Origin of the sequence: Mycobacteroides sp. CBMA 271, from assembly GCF_009729205.1 — a bacterium.
Taxonomy (GTDB): domain Bacteria; phylum Actinomycetota; class Actinomycetes; order Mycobacteriales; family Mycobacteriaceae; genus Mycobacterium.
This window is the reverse complement of sequence record NZ_VTHB01000009.1, coordinates 219,064-234,292: the sequence shown is the minus strand read 5'-3', so window position 1 is coordinate 234,292 and position 15,229 is coordinate 219,064. Positions and strand designations below refer to the sequence as shown.

Genomic DNA, 15,229 nt, shown 5'->3' with positions numbered 1-15,229 from the left:
CTAGCCGCCGTTCGCCTTCCGGGGGTAATGTCAGTTCGTATGACATCGAACGAACTTCCGAACTGGGACGAGGTCTATCAAGGCAAGGGTGAAATCTTCCAGGGTGAGCCGCCGTGGAATATCGGCGAGCCCCAGCCCGAACTGGCCGCTTTGATCGAGGCCGGGAAGTTCCACGGCTCCGTTCTCGACGTCGGATGCGGGCACGCCGAGACCTCGCTGCGCCTGGCTGCGCTGGGCCACACCACCCTCGGCCTGGATCTGTCTCCCACCGCCATCGAAGCCGCGCGGGCTGCCGCCGCCGAACGCGGACTGACCAACGCCAGCTTCGAGGTCGCCGATATCACCGACTTCTCCGGATACGACGGGCGCTTCGACACCATCGCCGACAGCACACTGTTTCACTCGATCCCCGTCGAGGCCCGCGAGGGCTATCAGCGGTCGATTTCGCGTGCGGCCGCGCCCGACGCCTCGTACTACGTGCTGGTCTTCGCGGTCGGCGCGTTCCCTCCCGGGATCGGGCCCAATGCCGTCACCGAGGATGAACTACGCGCGGCGGTGGAACCGTACTGGGTGATCGACGAGCTGCGTCCGGCGTCCATTCACTCGAACATCCCGGAAGTGCTGCCCGGCGCCGACTTCGAGATGCCGATCTTCGAGAAGGACGAGAAGGGCCGCAACAAGCAGCCCGCTTTCCTACTGCAAGCGCACAAGCGCTAGTCGAAGCGCCACCAACCGTCGAGGGTGGCGGGCTGCCGGGCCGGATCGCCCACCAGCACGGCCCGCTGCCCCGGCTTGGGCACGACAACAGTCACGCCCTGATCCTCGGCCGCGGTGAGCACCCGCTCGATCGGCTCGGCCCACGGATGCAGCGCGAGGTTGAACGTCGCCCAGTGAATGGGGAGCAGCGGCGCCTGCGATGTCGCTAGATCCCGATGGGTTTGCACAGCCTCTTCGGGATTCATGTGGATGTCCGGCCATTGCGTGTTGTAGGCACCGACCGGCAAGAGGGTCAGGTCGAAGGGGCCGTACGTCTCGCCAATGACCTTGAACGCCTTGGTGTATCCGGTATCGCCACCGAAGAACACCTTGTGCTTGGGTCCGGCGATTGCCCATGACGCCCACAGCGTGGTGTTGCGGGCCAGCGACCTGCCCGAGAAATGCCGGGCCGGTGTGCAGGTGAGCGTCAGCTTTCCGAGCTGATGGCCCCGATCCCAGTCCAGCTCGACGACCCGAGCGGGTGACACACCCCAACTACGCAGGTGCGCGCCCACACCGAGCGGCACCACGAACACAGCGTTCTGACTGCGAGTCAACGCGATGATGGTGTCCATATCGAGATGGTCGTAATGGTCGTGACTGATGACCACCGCGTCCAGGGCGGGCAACGCCGAGACTGACATCGGAACCGGATGCTGCCGGTGCGGCCCCACGGCCCGTGAGGGCGAGCACCGGTCGCTCCAGACCGGGTCGGTGAGCACTCGGTACCCGTCGACCTCCACAAGCACACTGGAATGTCCAAACCACGTGACCGCCAAATCTGCCGCAGGACCGGCGACTTCGGGCACAACCAGGGGAACCGGCCCCTTGGGGCCGCCCGCGGTCTGCCGCGTGACCAGACCGCGCAGCAGTGAGGTCGGATCCGCGTCGGGGACGAATTGCCGTGCCGCATCGGCGTTATGGAAGGTTCCGCCCCGATACTGCGGCGATCCCTCCGCAACCTCGGCGATGCGTTCCTTGCTGGCGCCCAATGTCCGCGGGACGTCACGCAGGACGCGCCCGATCCACGTCGACGCAAGAGCCGCGCCGGCGCCAACCCAGAGCGCCCGCACCGTCAGGCTCCCTGAAAGTTGGGGGGACGCTTCTGAATTCGGGCCACCTGGGCCTCGATGATGTCTTGACTGCCCCATGCCTTATCGAAAAGCACCTTATGCTCGGGCGACTGATCCTCGAAGGCGCCATCGTCGTTGAGCACCCGCTTGGCGTGTTTGAGAGCCAGCGGCGCGAACCCGGCGAGCTCGGCGGCCCAGGCCTGCGCGTCGGCAAGCTCGCCGATGCGGTTGGCCATTCCGGTCACCAAGGCGGTCTGCGCGTCGAGCGGCTCGGCGGCCAGCAGCATGCCGCGCGCCCGTCCGTATCCCACCAGCGAAGACAACCGGCGGATACTCCAGTTGTCCAGGGCAATACCGTATTTGGCGACGGGGAATTGGAAACGCGCGGTCTCGGAAACCACCCGCAGGTCGGCGACCATGGCCAGCATGACGCCGGCTCCGATAGCGGGACCGTTGACCGCGGCAATCACCGGGATATCGGCGGCGTCGATGCTCATTACCGAGTGCTGCCAGGCATCGGCGAATTTGTCGGGATCAGGGGCGCCGCTGGACAGGTCGGCACCCGCACAGAATGAGCTGCCCTGCCCGGTGACCACGATGGCGCGCGCCGTCTCCGCGGCCTTCCTGACCTCCTCGGCGAAGGCGAGCGCAAGCTCGTAGGTCACCGCATTGCGCCGTTCCGGGCGCTGCAGCTCGATAGTCGTGACGGGCCCGTCGACTGAAACTCCGATCATGGCGACCACCCTAATATGAACGCCATGACTACCGTCGCCGTGATTGGTGGCGGGCAGGCCGGGATCGCTGCCGGATACTTCCTGCAGCGCCGGGGCCTGCAGCCCGGCGATGGATTCGTGATCCTCGATCACTCCCCTGGTCCGGGTGGGGCGTGGCAGTTCCGCTGGCCCACGTTGACCCTCGACAACACCAATCGCATCTATCAGCTGCCCGGACTCCCGTTCGACGAGACGGGAACCATCATGGCCTCGACCGCCATGCCCCGATACTTCGAAGCGTACGAACATCGGTATGCCCTCGACGTGCGGCGTCCCGTGCATGTGCGGGCGGTGCGGCCAACCACCGATGGCCGGGGCGGGTTCACGGTCGAAACCTCCGCGGGCGCGTTCACCGTCCGCGGGCTGATCAACGCGACAGGGACCTGGGACAAGCCGTTCGTACCATTCGTTCCCGGCGCGGCCTCCTTCGTGGGCCGTCAACTGCACACCCACGACTACCGGACACCCGAAGAATTCGCGGGCCAGCACGTCCTCGTGGTCGGCGGCGGGGTGTCGGCAGTACAGCTGTTGATCGAAATAGCGCAGGTCACGCACACGTCCTGGGTGGCACGTCGCGATCCGGTGTTCGTCAGGGACTTCACCGTCGACCGGCTGCGTACCGCGGTGGCCGGAGTCGACGAACGATCGCGGCGCGGGGAACCGCAGCGCTCGGTGGTCTCGGCGACCGGGCTGCCATGGACGCCCGAGATCGCCGAGGCATCGCAGCGTGGCGTGCTGGCGCGGCGCCCGATGTTCAACCGGATCACCACGAACGGGGTCGCCTGGCGCGACGGCAGCGCAGTGGACGTCGACGTAATCCTGTGGTGCACCGGGTTCCGGCACGCGCTGGATCACCTGGCGCCGCTGCACCTGCGCAACGCCCTCGGCGGCATCACCATGACGGGCCGACTACTCACGCAGGTCGCGGGTCAGCCCGCAATCCACCTGCTGGGGTACGGATCCTCGGCAAGCACCATCGGCGCCAACCGGGCGTCGCGTGCCGCCGTGCAGGAGCTGACGACCTTTCTAGAAGGACGTGCTTCCTGAGGGCTGCAGCACGAAGCCGTGCTTCTTATCGCCCATCGATACCTGGCAGGCGGTCACGCTGCCCGCACCGACGGCGCAGGTGACGTTTCCGTAGGTGAGCTTCTGTCCGACGTTGAGGAGCGGGGCCTCGGGCTTGGTGCCACACGACCAAGCGCCCTTGGTGATCTCGAATGCGGCGTCGCCCTTCTGGGCGACGGTGCCCATCGGGCAGGTGCCCACACCCGGGATGTTGACGCCGCCCAGCCCCGGCACATTCGCGCTGGCGCCGCCCACGCCCGGCACGTTCGGGGCGTTCGGGGCATCACCGGGAATCCCGGGTACGGCGCCGTCGCAGCTCAGCCGCTGACGCGAATTGGGCGAGATGTTCGCCGAGGCGCGGAACATGCAGCCGATCCCGTCGGGGGTCGTGAAGTTGATCGACCGGACCGAGGAGTTCTCGTTGGTGACGAAGTACGCGTCGGGCGCCACCGCCGTGAACCCGTTCAAATCGGGGAAGGCTGGATCGGCGTGGGCGACAACCGGGCCCATCACAACCGCAGCCACCATCGCGCCACAACCTGCCACAACTCTGCCCATCCGCATGAGATCCGATTGTACGGATCGCCGACAACACGGTGGTCAGCTAATATCAGACATTCAGTTCTTCAACAGGTGGGGGGTCGCGTGACACGTCGTGGGATATGGATCGTCCCGATTCTCGTAGCAATGTCGAATTTGTGGCCACCGGTGGCGGCTGCCGCGCCGCCGGGATTCCCCGATCTCGCCGGGTACACCAAGGTCAACCTGGCCGAATATGCGCAGCAGACCATCGGTCAGCTCTTCGTCTTCGACACCCCCGACGGGCTGCACTGCGAAATCACCGAACCGCATTATCGCCCGTTGCAGTTCGCGTGCCACGGCGCGCTTCCCGGGGTCCCCGAGGGGGTTGACCACGTGCTCGCGGCAACCATGCCTGCCGAGGACTTCGCGACCACCTCCAAGAATCCGGTGGTCGAATTCGGCGCGCCCTACGGCGCCACACGGGAGCTCTCCGGGGCCCTGCTACCTCCCATGCACTACATCACAGCGCTGAACATCACCTGCGCGGTCGACGGAGCGGGCATGACGGCCTGCCGGTATCGCAGCGACGACGGCGCCCGGCAGTACGGATTCGTGTTGTCTCCTAGCGGAAGCGCAATCCTGTGACCACGCGTGGATACCTGGTAGCCACGGCATCGGCCGTCACTGTCTCGCTCTGTCTGGCGCCGCTGGCGATTGCGGACGCCCCCGAGTTTCCCGACGTATCGACATATCAAGCGGACTCCCTCACGGCGTACAAGCATGGCGAGTTCGCCGAATTCCGCACCCCCGACGGTCTGCTGTGCAGGCTGCAGCCGGCCAACGGAGGTATCCCCACATTCTGGTGCTATGGCAACCTCCCCGCGGTGCCGGCCGGGGTCAACGCGGTGTCCGGAACCAATTTCAAGCGGTGGGGGTTCCTGCCACCCGACGTGAACAAGAACGCGCCGGTGCTGCCACCCATGCACTCGTTGACGATCACCGGCAGCCAAACCAACACCACCTGTGTGGTCGGCCCGAATGGACTCACTGCCTGCAAGAGCGTCATCAGCTACAGCGGCGGGGGCGGTGAGGAAACGGGCTTTGTCGCATCGCCGCAAGGAAGCCGCATCTGGCGCACCAAGCTGTGACGGCCTCCCACCCCTAGCGACGCGCATCAGGCAAGATGGCAGCCATGCCTGATGGTCTTCGCGGAAGTGGTTCCGCCGGTAGTTCGCATGATGCCGGGCACCCCTCCCCCCGCGTGCTGGTGGTCGATGACGACGCCGATGTGCTCGCCTCGCTAGAACGTGGCCTGCGCCTCTCCGGTTTCGAGGTGAACACCGCCAGCGACGGCGCCGAGGCGCTGCGCGCCGCCACCGAACATCGCCCGGACGCGATCGTCCTCGACATCAACATGCCCGTGCTCGACGGCGTCAGCGTCGTCACCGCGCTGCGCGCCATGGACAACGATGTACCGGTCTGTGTGCTGTCCGCGCGCACCTCGGTGGACGATCGGGTTGCCGGTCTGGAGGCGGGCGCCGACGACTACCTGACCAAGCCGTTTGTGCTCGCGGAGCTGGTGGCCCGGGTGAAGGCGCTGCTGCGCCGTCGCGGCGCGGTCGCCACGTCATCCACCGAGACCATCACGGTGGGGCCGCTGGAGGTCGAGATCCCCGGCCGGCGTGCCCGCATCAACGGCGTCGAAGTCGATCTCACCAAACGCGAGTTCGATCTGCTCGCCGTCCTCGCCGAACACAAGACGGCCGTGTTGTCCCGCGCCCAGCTGCTCGAGCTGGTGTGGGGATACGACTTCGCCGCCGACACCAACGTCGTCGACGTATTCATCGGGTACCTGCGGCGCAAGCTGGAAACCAGCGGCGCACCACGGCTGCTACACACGGTGCGCGGCGTCGGATTTGTGCTGCGGTCGCAGTAACCACACACATGACCAGCCCCAGTAAGCATCGCAGTCAACGGATCACCGACCTGGCCTACCGGCTGCTGGAGAAACCCATGAGGGTCTTCTCGCTGCGCACCCTGGTCGCCATCGCCGCACTGGGGGTGATGGTGCTCGTGGTCACGCTGGGCGCCTGGGTCTGGGTGGGCGTCGAAGAAGACCAGCACAGCCAATTGGACCGACGCCTGGACTCCGTCTCCAGCCTGGGCGCGGTGTCGAATCTGCTGAATTCGGTGATCAACTCCGATCGGAAGATCGACTCCCCCGACGGTCTGGTGCTCACCACGCGCGTCGGCGGGATCACCAAATCGATCCCCGGCGACATCGAATTGCCGCTACTAGACCAGCCGTACGCCAACACGAAGATCAACGGCGTCGAGTACCGGGTCCGATCATTCATCGCCCCCGGAAACATCCCCGTCGCCGTCGGTGCACCCGTCGCCGAGACGCAGCGGCAGATCGACCGCTATCACATGCGCATCCTGGCGATCTGCGGCGGCGTGCTGGTGGGCACCGTCATCGTCGGCTGGGTCCTCTCCCTCGTCGTGGTGAGCCCGTTCCGGCTGCTGGCGCAGCAGGCCCGCCTGATCAACGCGCAATCCAACCCCGACGACGTGAACGTGCGCGGGGTTCGTGAGGCGGTCGAGATCTCCGAGGCCGTCGAGGGAATGCTCGAGCGCATCAGCAAGGAGCAGGAAAAGACCAAGGCCGCTCTCGAAACCGCGCGCGACTTCTCCGCGGTGGCCTCCCATGAGCTACGCACACCGCTCACCGCGATGCGGACCAACCTGGAGGTGCTCTCCACCCTCAACCTCAGCGAGGAGCAACGCGAGGAAATCATCGAGGAGACGGTACGAACCCAAAGCCGGGTCGAGGCAACGCTTTCCGCGCTGGAAAGACTCGCACAGGGCGACCTCACCACCGAGGACGACCACGTACCGGTCGATATCACCGAGCTCCTCGACCGCGCCGCGCATGACGCCGACCGCAGCTTTCCGAACGTCGAGGTGTCCCTGGTTCCCTCGTCCACCATCTTGATGTTGGGGCTGCCCGCGGGGCTGCGGCTGGTGATCGACAACGCGATCAAGAACGCAGTCCGTCACGGCGGCGCCACCGAGGTTCAGCTGTCCGCCACCAGCACCGTGCACGGCGTCGAGATCGCGATCGACGACAACGGCACCGGCATCCCCGAGGCCGAACGCGAAGTGGTGTTCGAACGATTCTCGCGCGGCTCTACCGCCTCACACACCGGCTCCGGCCTGGGACTGGCACTGGTCGCGCAACAGGCCGAACTCCACGGCGGCACAGCAGCTTTGGAGTCCAGCGCAATGGGAGGCGCCCGGCTAGTGCTGCGCCTCCCCGGGCATTAGCCCTAGCGCGCGCCGAGCAGGTCGATCACGAACACCAGCGTCTTACCGGACAGCTGATGTCCGGCGCCGGCCTCGCCGTAGGCCTGGGCCGGGGGCACGGTGAGCTGACGACGTCCGCCGACCTTCATACCGGGGATGCCGTCCTGCCAGCCCTGGATGAGCGCGGAGAGTGGGAACTCGATGGACTCGCCGCGGTTCCACGAGCTGTCGAACTCTTCACCACTATCGAATTCCACTCCGAGGTAGTGGACATCGACGACCGATCCGGGGGTGGCCTCGGCACCATCACCGACGGTGATGTCCTTGACGACCAGTTCGGTGGGCGCCGGGCCGGGCTGAAAGTCAATCTCGGGTTTCGTCATGCCAGCAGCGTATCGTCCCGCCTCCGGTGAGCGGCCAGGCCGCTCACCGCGCGTTCCACCTTGCCGTCCGTGCCGCGGCTCTCTTGCGCCACGGCCGATGTCATGGTGGCCGTCAGCCGCACCCGGTCGGCCCGGAACAGGTCATAGCTGTACTCGAAGGGTCGACCATCCGTGCTGCGGGTTACCCGCGTGATGGCCAACAAGGGCCTCCGATGGGGCACGTCAAGCCATTCGGCCTCACGTGGATTCGCGCTCACCACTTCAATCGTCTCTGTCGACGAGTCCGCTATCAATCCGTAGCGCAGCTGGCATAGCTCGTAGAGCGAGCCACCCAGCGGTTGTTCCAACAAGTCGGGCACCAGGTCGGCTGCGAAGCACGCGGAGTCGACCGAGAGCGGCACCCCGTCGGCGTAGCGCAGCCGCCGCACATCGAAAACCTCTGCCCCGTCGGCGATTTCCAGGGCAGATTGCTCGACAGAGGTGGCTGTCCTTCGGGACGTGCCGAGCACCCGCGTATCACTCGTATGGCCACCGATGTGCAGCCTGGTGGGCAGGCCCACGAGCTCGGCGACATTGCGTTGCACCACATCGGCCCGTACGAACGTGCCACCACCTCGACCGGTTTGGCGTTCCAAGATTCCTGCGCGGCTCAAGGGCACCAGTGCGCTGCGGATGGTGGCACGCGATACCGCGAACCGTTCCGCCATCTCACGTTCGGAACCCAGCCGAGAGCCCGGGTGCAGCGTTCCCTGCGCGAGCATCGACAGAATTCGACGCCGCACATCCTCGGCTACCGGGCCGCCCTCCGACTCCTCCATCCCCTCAGTATCGCCGCCGGGCACCGGTCACGTCGTCAACGCCTCGGGTGACTCCGGCAGGACCTGTCCGCCGTCGACCACGATGGCCTGGCCGGTAATGTACCCCGCCTCATCGGTGGCCAAGAATGCCGCCAAGTGCCCGATATCGGCGGGAGTCCCCAGTGCACCCATCGGGATGGAGCGGGCCATTCCGGAGACGTACTCCTCACCCATGTCCACCAAACCCTCGGTGAGGATGTTGCCCGGCAGGATCGCGTTCACCGTCACCCGGTGCGGGGCGAGTTCGATGGCGGCAGTGCGCATGAAGCCCAGCTGGGCCGCCTTGGAAGCCCCGTAATGCGACCACCCCGGATAGCCGGTGACCGGCCCGGTGATAGATGAGGTGAGGATGACGCGCCCACGACCCGACGCGGTGAGTGCGGCCAAACAGGCCTGCACCGTGTAGACCGTGCCCTTGACGTTGACATCCAACACCTCCCCGAGCTGCTCGGGTGTCATCGTCGCCAACCGCGCCTCAGGGAAGATCCCGGCGTTGGCGCACACCACGTCCAATCCCCCGAACGCGTCGACGGTGGCCTGCACGGCATTCGCACACGACTGCGGATCGGAGACGTCCAATCGGACGCCGAGCACTTTTCCGCCGCCCAGATCACCCAATTCCGCTGATAGCGAGGTGATCTCGTCGATAGACCGCGCCGCGACGGCAACGTTGGCACCCGCACGCGCGAACACCGTGGCGATCCCCCTGCCGATTCCCTTGGTACCACCGGTCACCAACACCGATTTGTCGGACAGATCAAACATCGCATTCCTCTCGTGTTAACTCAGCCGACCCGACGGCCAAAAGCTGCATCCTGCAACCATGTTCGGTCTCCCAGGTATCGCTCGGCGAGACGGGCGGTACGGGAGGCGAATCCGTCACTAACGCTGATCGCCGCGCCGGCATCGGCGTGTGAGGCGATCCAGGCGGTGAGCATGATCCGGCGCAGCATCACGAATACAGGGATCATGCCGCGATGCTCCTCGGGCAGCGTGCGCACCCGCTGGTATCCGTCGAGCCAATCAGCGACGGCAGCTTCGGCCTCCGGGGTGTCCTCCACCCACGACACCACCGCACCGAGATCGGCGAGGAACCAGGACCAGCCGCAGTCGTCGAAATCGATCACGGTGATATCCGATCCGGGCCGGCCCGGATCCACCATCAGGTTGGACAATCTCATGTCCGCGTGTATCAGTCCGAATCTATCTGGTGCACTACCGAATTCGACCAATCGTCGAATGATCTCATCCACGGCGGCACCGATCGCCGCGCGGTCACCGTCGGTCATTCCGGGAGCACAACGCCAGTCACCCCAGCGCGCCTGCGCGCCGAACATCGAGTCCAGGTCCCACCGGAACCGAGTGAAATCCTGCGGCGCCGGCCAGCGCTGAGCATGGTCGTGCATGTGCGCCGTCAGCTCGCCGAGCTTGTGGTAACCGACCACCCCGGGTTCTTCTTCCGCGGTACACCCCGGAACGAAGCTCATTGCATCGACATAGAGAGTCATCCCCTCCTGGCTGACCGCGATCACGTCCGACCCGTCATCGGCACCGACGAGACCCGGTGTGACCACGGGCGTCTCCGCGCGCAACGCCCGCATCCAAGCCAGCTCGGAGCGGATGGCCTGCGGCGAGTGATACCCGGGACGGTGCACGCGCAGCACGAGGGGCTCCGCGATGTCCACCAGGTAGGTGGCGTTCTCCGACAGGCTCAGCAGTCGCAGTGGAGTGTCCGGCGCATGGCCATAACTCGAGAGAGCGGCTCGCGCGAACGCACCGTGGGTCGACGGTAATCCCGGCATGGTCCGAGTGTGCACCATCACGCGGCGTAAAGCGGACCAAATCGGACCATTTAATTTTCTCGCATCACAATCGACCGAAATCGAAACCTCCCCGAAATCATTCCGGACGATTTCGATGATTCCCTATTGACCTGGGCATCTAAGCCGGGTTCTAATGACCGCGTCGCATAAGCAACGCCGTCCGCCAGGCAGCATCCGACTCGGCCGGCAGAGGAACCAGAACTAAACCAGACCAAATACGGAGAAGGGACCATCCGTGAGCGACACCATCGATCCACCCGCACCCGCTACCGCCAGGCCCACCAGCGTGCAACGCCTCAAGCCGAACGCGGTCGGGTTGATCGGCGTGCTGTTTATGGCGGTGGCCACCGCCGCGCCGATCACCGCGATGGTCGGCAACGTGCCCATCGCTGTCGGGTTCGGTAACGGCTCCTACGCGCCTGCGGGTTACCTGGTCGCGACCATCGTGCTGACGCTCTTCGCCATCGGCTACGCGGCGATGTCCAAACACATCTCAGCGACGGGAGCCTTCTACGGATACATCTCCCACGGCCTCGGCCGGATCGCGGGACTAGGTGCGGGATTCCTGATCACCTTGGCGTACATGGTCTTCGAGGCGTCACTGGTAGGTATCTTCTCGTTCTTCGGCCGCGATCTGTTTCAGACGTTCTTCCACGTAGACATTCCGTGGGTCGTCCTCGCACTGGCCATGCTGGCCATCAACGCGATACTGAGCTACTTCGACCTCAGTCTCGCCGCCCGGGTGTTGGGCGTGTTCCTGGTGACCGAAATCCTGATGCTCTCACTGCTCGCCCTCTCCGTGCTGTTCACCGGGGGCGGCCCCCAGGGCTGGGCATGGGGATCACTCAACCCGCTCAACGGCTTTCACAATCTCGGCGGGGTCGTCAACGGCCCCTCTGGGCCTGTCGCGGTCGCCGGATCGGCGGGTGTCGGGCTGTTCTTCGCCTTCTGGTCCTGGGTCGGGTTCGAGTCCAGCGCCATGTACGCCGAGGAATCCAAGAATCCCAAGAAGATCATTCCGATCGCCGTGGTCACCTCCGTGGTCGGCGTCGGCGTCTTCTATGTGTTGGTCTCGTGGCTCGCGATCGTCGGCACAGGTCCGGACAATGCCGTTGCGCTGGCGCAGGATTCGACGACGGCCGGTCAGATCTTCTTCGGGCCGGTCCAACAACACCTCGGGGTGTGGGCCGTCAACATGTTCAAGATCCTGCTGATGACCGGGTCGTTCGCCTGTGGCATGGCATTTCACAACTGTGCCGCCCGCTACCTCTATGCGATCGGACGCGAGAACGTCATCCCGGGGATGCGCCGAACCATCGGCGCCACCCACGACGCTCACGGCTCGCCGCATGTGGCGGGATTCGTCCAAACCGCGTTCGCCACGGTGGTGGTGCTGTTCTTCGCTTTCACCCACCGCGACCCGTACACCGGCCTGTACGGACTGATGGCACTGCTGGGCACCACCGCCATCTTGATCGTGCAGGCACTCACCGCATTCGCGGTGGTCTCCTACTTCCATGCCCACCGGAACCACCCCGAGACCGCACACTGGTTCCGGACACTGGTGGCACCGCTCCTGGGTGGACTCGGCATGGTCTATGTCGTCATCCTGCTGGCCCAGCACGCCTCGTTCGCGGCGGGTACCGCGGCAAGCGACTGGATCTTCGCGTCGATCCCGTGGGTGGTCGGTGCCACCGGTATCGGCGGCATCACGCTGGCCATAGTCCTGAAGTACACCGCACCCGACCGCTACGCAGAACTCGGAAGAACCGTGCTCGAGGAGGCACCCGAACGATGAGCTTTTCCAACATCATGGACTCGAACAGCTACTCCGGACAGCAGGAGGACCCGGCCACCCAGGCTCTCATCTCCGCGCGAGAACAGGTACTGGGCCCGTCCTACCGGCTCTTCTACGAACGGCCAGTACATCTCGTGCGCGGGCAGGGCAGCCACCTATTCGACGCCGAGGGCAATCGCTACCTGGACGCGTACAACAACGTGGCCAGCGTCGGCCACTGTCACCCACACGTCATCGACGCGGTAACCCGGCAGATGTCGGCCCTCAACACACATACCCGCTACCTCCATGAGGGCATCGTCGACTACTCCGAACGACTGCTCGCCACGATGCCCGCTGCAATCGACCAGATGATGTACGCATGCACGGGATCGGAGGCCAACGACCTCGCTCTTCGGGTGGCTCAGATGTACACCGGGGCAACAGGAATCATCGTAACCAGCGATGCATACCACGGTAATACGGCCGCGGTCACCGCCATCTCTCCCTCGCTCGGCGGAGATTCGGTCGGTCCGCACGTGCGGACCGTGCCGGCACCCGACAGCTATCGGGTGTCTCAGGGCGATCTGGCCGCCACCTTCGCCGCCGACGTATCCCGAGCGATCGACGAATTACGCTCCGAAGGTTACGGATTCAGCTGCCTGGTGGTGGATACCATCTTTTCCTCCGATGGCATCTACACCGATGCCTCGGTGTTGAAGCCCACCGTCGATGTGGTGCACGCGGCCGGTGGCGTTCTCATCGCCGACGAGGTACAGCCCGGATTCGCGCGCACCGGGGAGGCGATGTGGGGGTTCGCGCGCCACGACGTGGTGCCCGATCTGGTCACCATGGGCAAGCCCATGGCCAACGGAATCCCGGTGGCGGCGATGGCGGCCACTTCCGAGGTGCTCGCACCCTTCTCTCGGGAAGTGCCGTATTTCAACACCTTTGGCGGTAATCCCGTGTCCATGGCAGCAGCCTCAGCGGTACTCGACGTCATCGAGGACGAGAAGCTCCAACTCCACGCCGCCGAGGTCGGTGACGCGCTGCGCACCGAACTGCGCGCTCTCGCTTCGCGTCACATCAATCTGGGCGATATCCGCGGCGCCGGCCTGTACACGGCAGTCGAGATGGTCACAGACCCAGAATCCCGCACACCGGATCGTGACGGCGCACGACGTATCGTGAACGCGCTGCGCGACCGGCGGGTTCTCATCTCGGTGTGCGGGCAGGATGGCAACGTGCTCAAGATCAGACCGCCACTGGTCTTCTCGCTGTCGGACGTGGATTGGTTCTGCTCCGAATTCGAGGCCGCGCTGTTGGTCATCGCCTGACGCCGTTACGTCGTACAGTCCGTACATGATCGCCACAGGAGCAGACCGATACGACGCCGTCATCGTCGGCGGCGGGCACAATGCCTTGACCGCCGCCGCATACCTGGCCCGCGCGGGCCAACGAGTGCTGCTGCTGGAGCGGCTCGACGTGCTCGGTGGGGCAGCGATTTCGGCGCCCGCGTTCGAGGGCGTCGACGCCCGGCTGTCGCGGTATTCCTATCTGGTGAGCCTGCTTCCGCGGCAGATCATCGACGACCTGGACCTTTCGGTGCAGCTAGTGCGACGCACGTATGCGTCCTACACGCCGGACCCCCATGACGGCGGTCGCTCGGGGTTCCTTGCCCGCACAGATGATTTCGCCGACTTCGGGGCGTTGTGCGCCTCCGTTACGGGCGCGGTATGGGACTCGATGCTGGCCCCGCTGCCCACCCGCAGCCAGTTGCGCACCGGCGCCTGGACCGAGCTGATCGAGACACCCATCGGCGAGGTGATCCGCGCGGCCACCCCCGACGATCTTCAACGCGGGGTCCTGCTCACGGACGCGCTCATCGGCACCTTCGCCAGCGCCGACGAGCCGTCGCTGCAGCAGAACATCTGCTTCCTGTATCACCAACTGAATCCGTGGGACGTCCCTATCGGCGGCATGGGCACCGTCACCGGATCCTTGGAATCCTCCGCCCGTCGGCACGGCGTCGAATTACGCACCGGTGCAGAGGTTCTCGCCATCAACCCCGACGGCGAGGTGCGTTACCGGATCGGCGACGAAGAGCGCTTCGCCGTGGGCACGCACATTCTCAGTGGTGTGACGCCTGCGGTACTGGCCCGGCTACTCGGCGAGAATCCACCGAGTGGCCAGCCGGGCGCACAGGTCAAGGTCAACCTGCTGCTCAACCGCCTCCCCCGCCTAAGGGACGAAAATGTCACGCCGGAGCAGGCTTTCGGTGGCACTTTCCACATCAACGAGACCTACACCCAGCTGGAGAATGCCTATCGACAGGCCTCGCTTGGGCAGATCCCGGACCCTCTGCCCTGCGAGATCTACTGTCATTCCCTGGCCGACCCCAGCATTCTGTCGCCGGAGCTGCGCGCGTCCGGCGCCCAGACGCTGACGGTGTTCGGGTTGCACACCCCGCACGGGCTACCGGCCACCCGCGAACAGCTGCAGGACGCGGTGCTGGCATCGCTGAATTCCGTACTGGCCGAGCCCATCACCGACGTATTGGCCACCGACTCGCAGGGTCGCCCGTGCATCGAGACGAAGACCACCGCCGACATAGAGGATGCCCTCGGGATGACGGCAGGCAACATCTTCCACGGCGGGCTGCACTGGCCATTCGCCGAAGACGACGAGCCCCTGGACACACCCGCCCGGCGTTGGGGCGTGGCAACGGATCACGAGCGGATCCTGCTGTGCGGCTCGGGATCCCGCCGAGGCGGCGGCGTCTCGGGGCTCGGCGGCTACCACGCCGCCATGGCAGTGCTGGAGACGCGCCGATCCGTCCAAGCGACAGGTTTCTCACCCACTGACCGCGGATAATCGGCAGGCACGACACGCTT

At 65.5% G+C, this 15,229-nt stretch carries 16 protein-coding genes; 9 read left to right on the top strand and 7 right to left on the bottom strand.

Translation table 11 applies throughout. The features are described 5' to 3' along the window. Positions 1-39 precede the first annotated feature (39 nt). On the top strand, positions 40-717 hold the full coding sequence (locus FZI91_RS23030; protein ID WP_155941390.1) for a class I SAM-dependent methyltransferase: 678 nt from the start codon (positions 40-42) through the stop codon (positions 715-717). On the opposite strand, the gene FZI91_RS23025 is transcribed toward FZI91_RS23030, so the two are convergent. Together FZI91_RS23025 and FZI91_RS23020 are read right to left on the bottom strand one after the other, a co-directional pair. Then, complete coding sequence (locus FZI91_RS23025) at positions 714-1,829, bottom strand: MBL fold metallo-hydrolase (RefSeq protein WP_162526352.1); 1,116 nt, start codon at positions 1,827-1,829, stop codon at positions 714-716. The two genes, FZI91_RS23030 and FZI91_RS23025, sit on opposite strands and share 4 nt — an antisense overlap. 2 nt (positions 1,830-1,831) lie before the next feature. Then, positions 1,832-2,563: an enoyl-CoA hydratase gene (locus tag FZI91_RS23020; RefSeq protein ID WP_155941388.1), complete on the bottom strand. Its 732-nt coding sequence runs from the start codon at positions 2,561-2,563 to the stop codon at positions 1,832-1,834. Positions 2,564-2,578: 15 nt separating this feature from the next. On the opposite strand from FZI91_RS23020, the gene FZI91_RS23015 reads away from it, so the two are divergent. Next, positions 2,579-3,649, top strand: a complete 1,071-nt coding sequence (locus FZI91_RS23015) for an NAD(P)-binding domain-containing protein (RefSeq protein WP_162526353.1) — start codon at positions 2,579-2,581, stop codon at positions 3,647-3,649. Here FZI91_RS23015 and FZI91_RS23010 read toward each other — a convergent pair. Further along, entirely contained in the window at positions 3,629-4,177 is a 549-nt protein-coding gene (locus FZI91_RS23010) for a hypothetical protein (protein WP_375234374.1), read from the bottom strand. The two genes, FZI91_RS23015 and FZI91_RS23010, sit on opposite strands and share 21 nt — an antisense overlap. 177 nt (positions 4,178-4,354) lie before the next feature. On the opposite strand from FZI91_RS23010, the gene FZI91_RS23005 reads away from it, so the two are divergent. The 4 genes from FZI91_RS23005 to FZI91_RS22990 all read left to right on the top strand — a co-directional run bounded on the left by FZI91_RS23005 (position 4,355) and on the right by FZI91_RS22990 (position 7,516). Beyond that, a complete protein-coding gene (locus FZI91_RS23005; protein ID WP_155941385.1) occupies positions 4,355-4,834 on the top strand; it encodes a hypothetical protein in 480 nt (159 codons plus the stop codon). Further along, on the top strand, positions 4,831-5,337 hold the full coding sequence (locus tag FZI91_RS23000; RefSeq protein WP_155941384.1) for a hypothetical protein: 507 nt from the start codon (positions 4,831-4,833) through the stop codon (positions 5,335-5,337). The genes FZI91_RS23005 and FZI91_RS23000 overlap by 4 nt, the downstream gene beginning before the upstream one ends. 44 nt (positions 5,338-5,381) lie before the next feature. After that, positions 5,382-6,125, top strand: a complete 744-nt coding sequence (locus tag FZI91_RS22995; RefSeq protein ID WP_155941383.1) for a response regulator transcription factor — start codon at positions 5,382-5,384, stop codon at positions 6,123-6,125. Positions 6,126-6,202: 77 nt separating this feature from the next. Continuing rightward, the gene (locus tag FZI91_RS22990) at positions 6,203-7,516 is read left to right on the top strand and encodes a sensor histidine kinase KdpD (protein WP_162526356.1); all 1,314 of its coding nucleotides are present in this window, start codon (positions 6,203-6,205) and stop codon (positions 7,514-7,516) included. A 2-nt stretch (positions 7,517-7,518) separates the two neighbouring features. Here FZI91_RS22990 and FZI91_RS22985 read toward each other — a convergent pair whose 3' ends face one another. Genes FZI91_RS22985 through FZI91_RS22970 form a run of 4 tightly spaced genes read right to left on the bottom strand, consistent with a single transcriptional unit; the run spans position 7,519 to position 10,537 of the window. Then, entirely contained in the window at positions 7,519-7,878 is a 360-nt protein-coding gene (locus FZI91_RS22985) for an FKBP-type peptidyl-prolyl cis-trans isomerase (RefSeq protein ID WP_155941381.1), read from the bottom strand. Beyond that, the gene (locus FZI91_RS22980; protein ID WP_155941380.1) at positions 7,875-8,696 is read right to left on the bottom strand and encodes a GntR family transcriptional regulator; all 822 of its coding nucleotides are present in this window, start codon (positions 8,694-8,696) and stop codon (positions 7,875-7,877) included. The genes FZI91_RS22985 and FZI91_RS22980 overlap by 4 nt, the downstream gene beginning before the upstream one ends. A 27-nt stretch (positions 8,697-8,723) precedes the next feature. Further along, positions 8,724-9,500, bottom strand: coding sequence for a 3-oxoacyl-ACP reductase FabG (gene fabG, locus FZI91_RS22975; protein ID WP_155941379.1), 777 nt, complete (start codon positions 9,498-9,500; stop codon positions 8,724-8,726). A 20-nt stretch (positions 9,501-9,520) separates the two neighbouring features. Further along, positions 9,521-10,537, bottom strand: a complete 1,017-nt coding sequence (locus FZI91_RS22970) for a phosphotransferase enzyme family protein (RefSeq protein ID WP_155941378.1) — start codon at positions 10,535-10,537, stop codon at positions 9,521-9,523. A 256-nt stretch (positions 10,538-10,793) separates the two neighbouring features. Between FZI91_RS22970 and FZI91_RS22965 the strand changes: the two genes are divergently transcribed. The 3 genes from FZI91_RS22965 to FZI91_RS22955 are packed head-to-tail and all read left to right on the top strand — an operon-like array spanning position 10,794 to position 15,209. Then, complete coding sequence (locus FZI91_RS22965) at positions 10,794-12,356, top strand: APC family permease (protein WP_166548274.1); 1,563 nt, start codon at positions 10,794-10,796, stop codon at positions 12,354-12,356. Next, complete coding sequence (locus FZI91_RS22960) at positions 12,353-13,672, top strand: aspartate aminotransferase family protein (RefSeq protein WP_155941377.1); 1,320 nt, start codon at positions 12,353-12,355, stop codon at positions 13,670-13,672. The genes FZI91_RS22965 and FZI91_RS22960 overlap by 4 nt, the downstream gene beginning before the upstream one ends. Positions 13,673-13,697: 25 nt before the next feature. After that, positions 13,698-15,209, top strand: coding sequence for an NAD(P)/FAD-dependent oxidoreductase (locus FZI91_RS22955; RefSeq protein ID WP_155941376.1), 1,512 nt, complete (start codon positions 13,698-13,700; stop codon positions 15,207-15,209). Positions 15,210-15,229 lie beyond the last annotated feature (20 nt).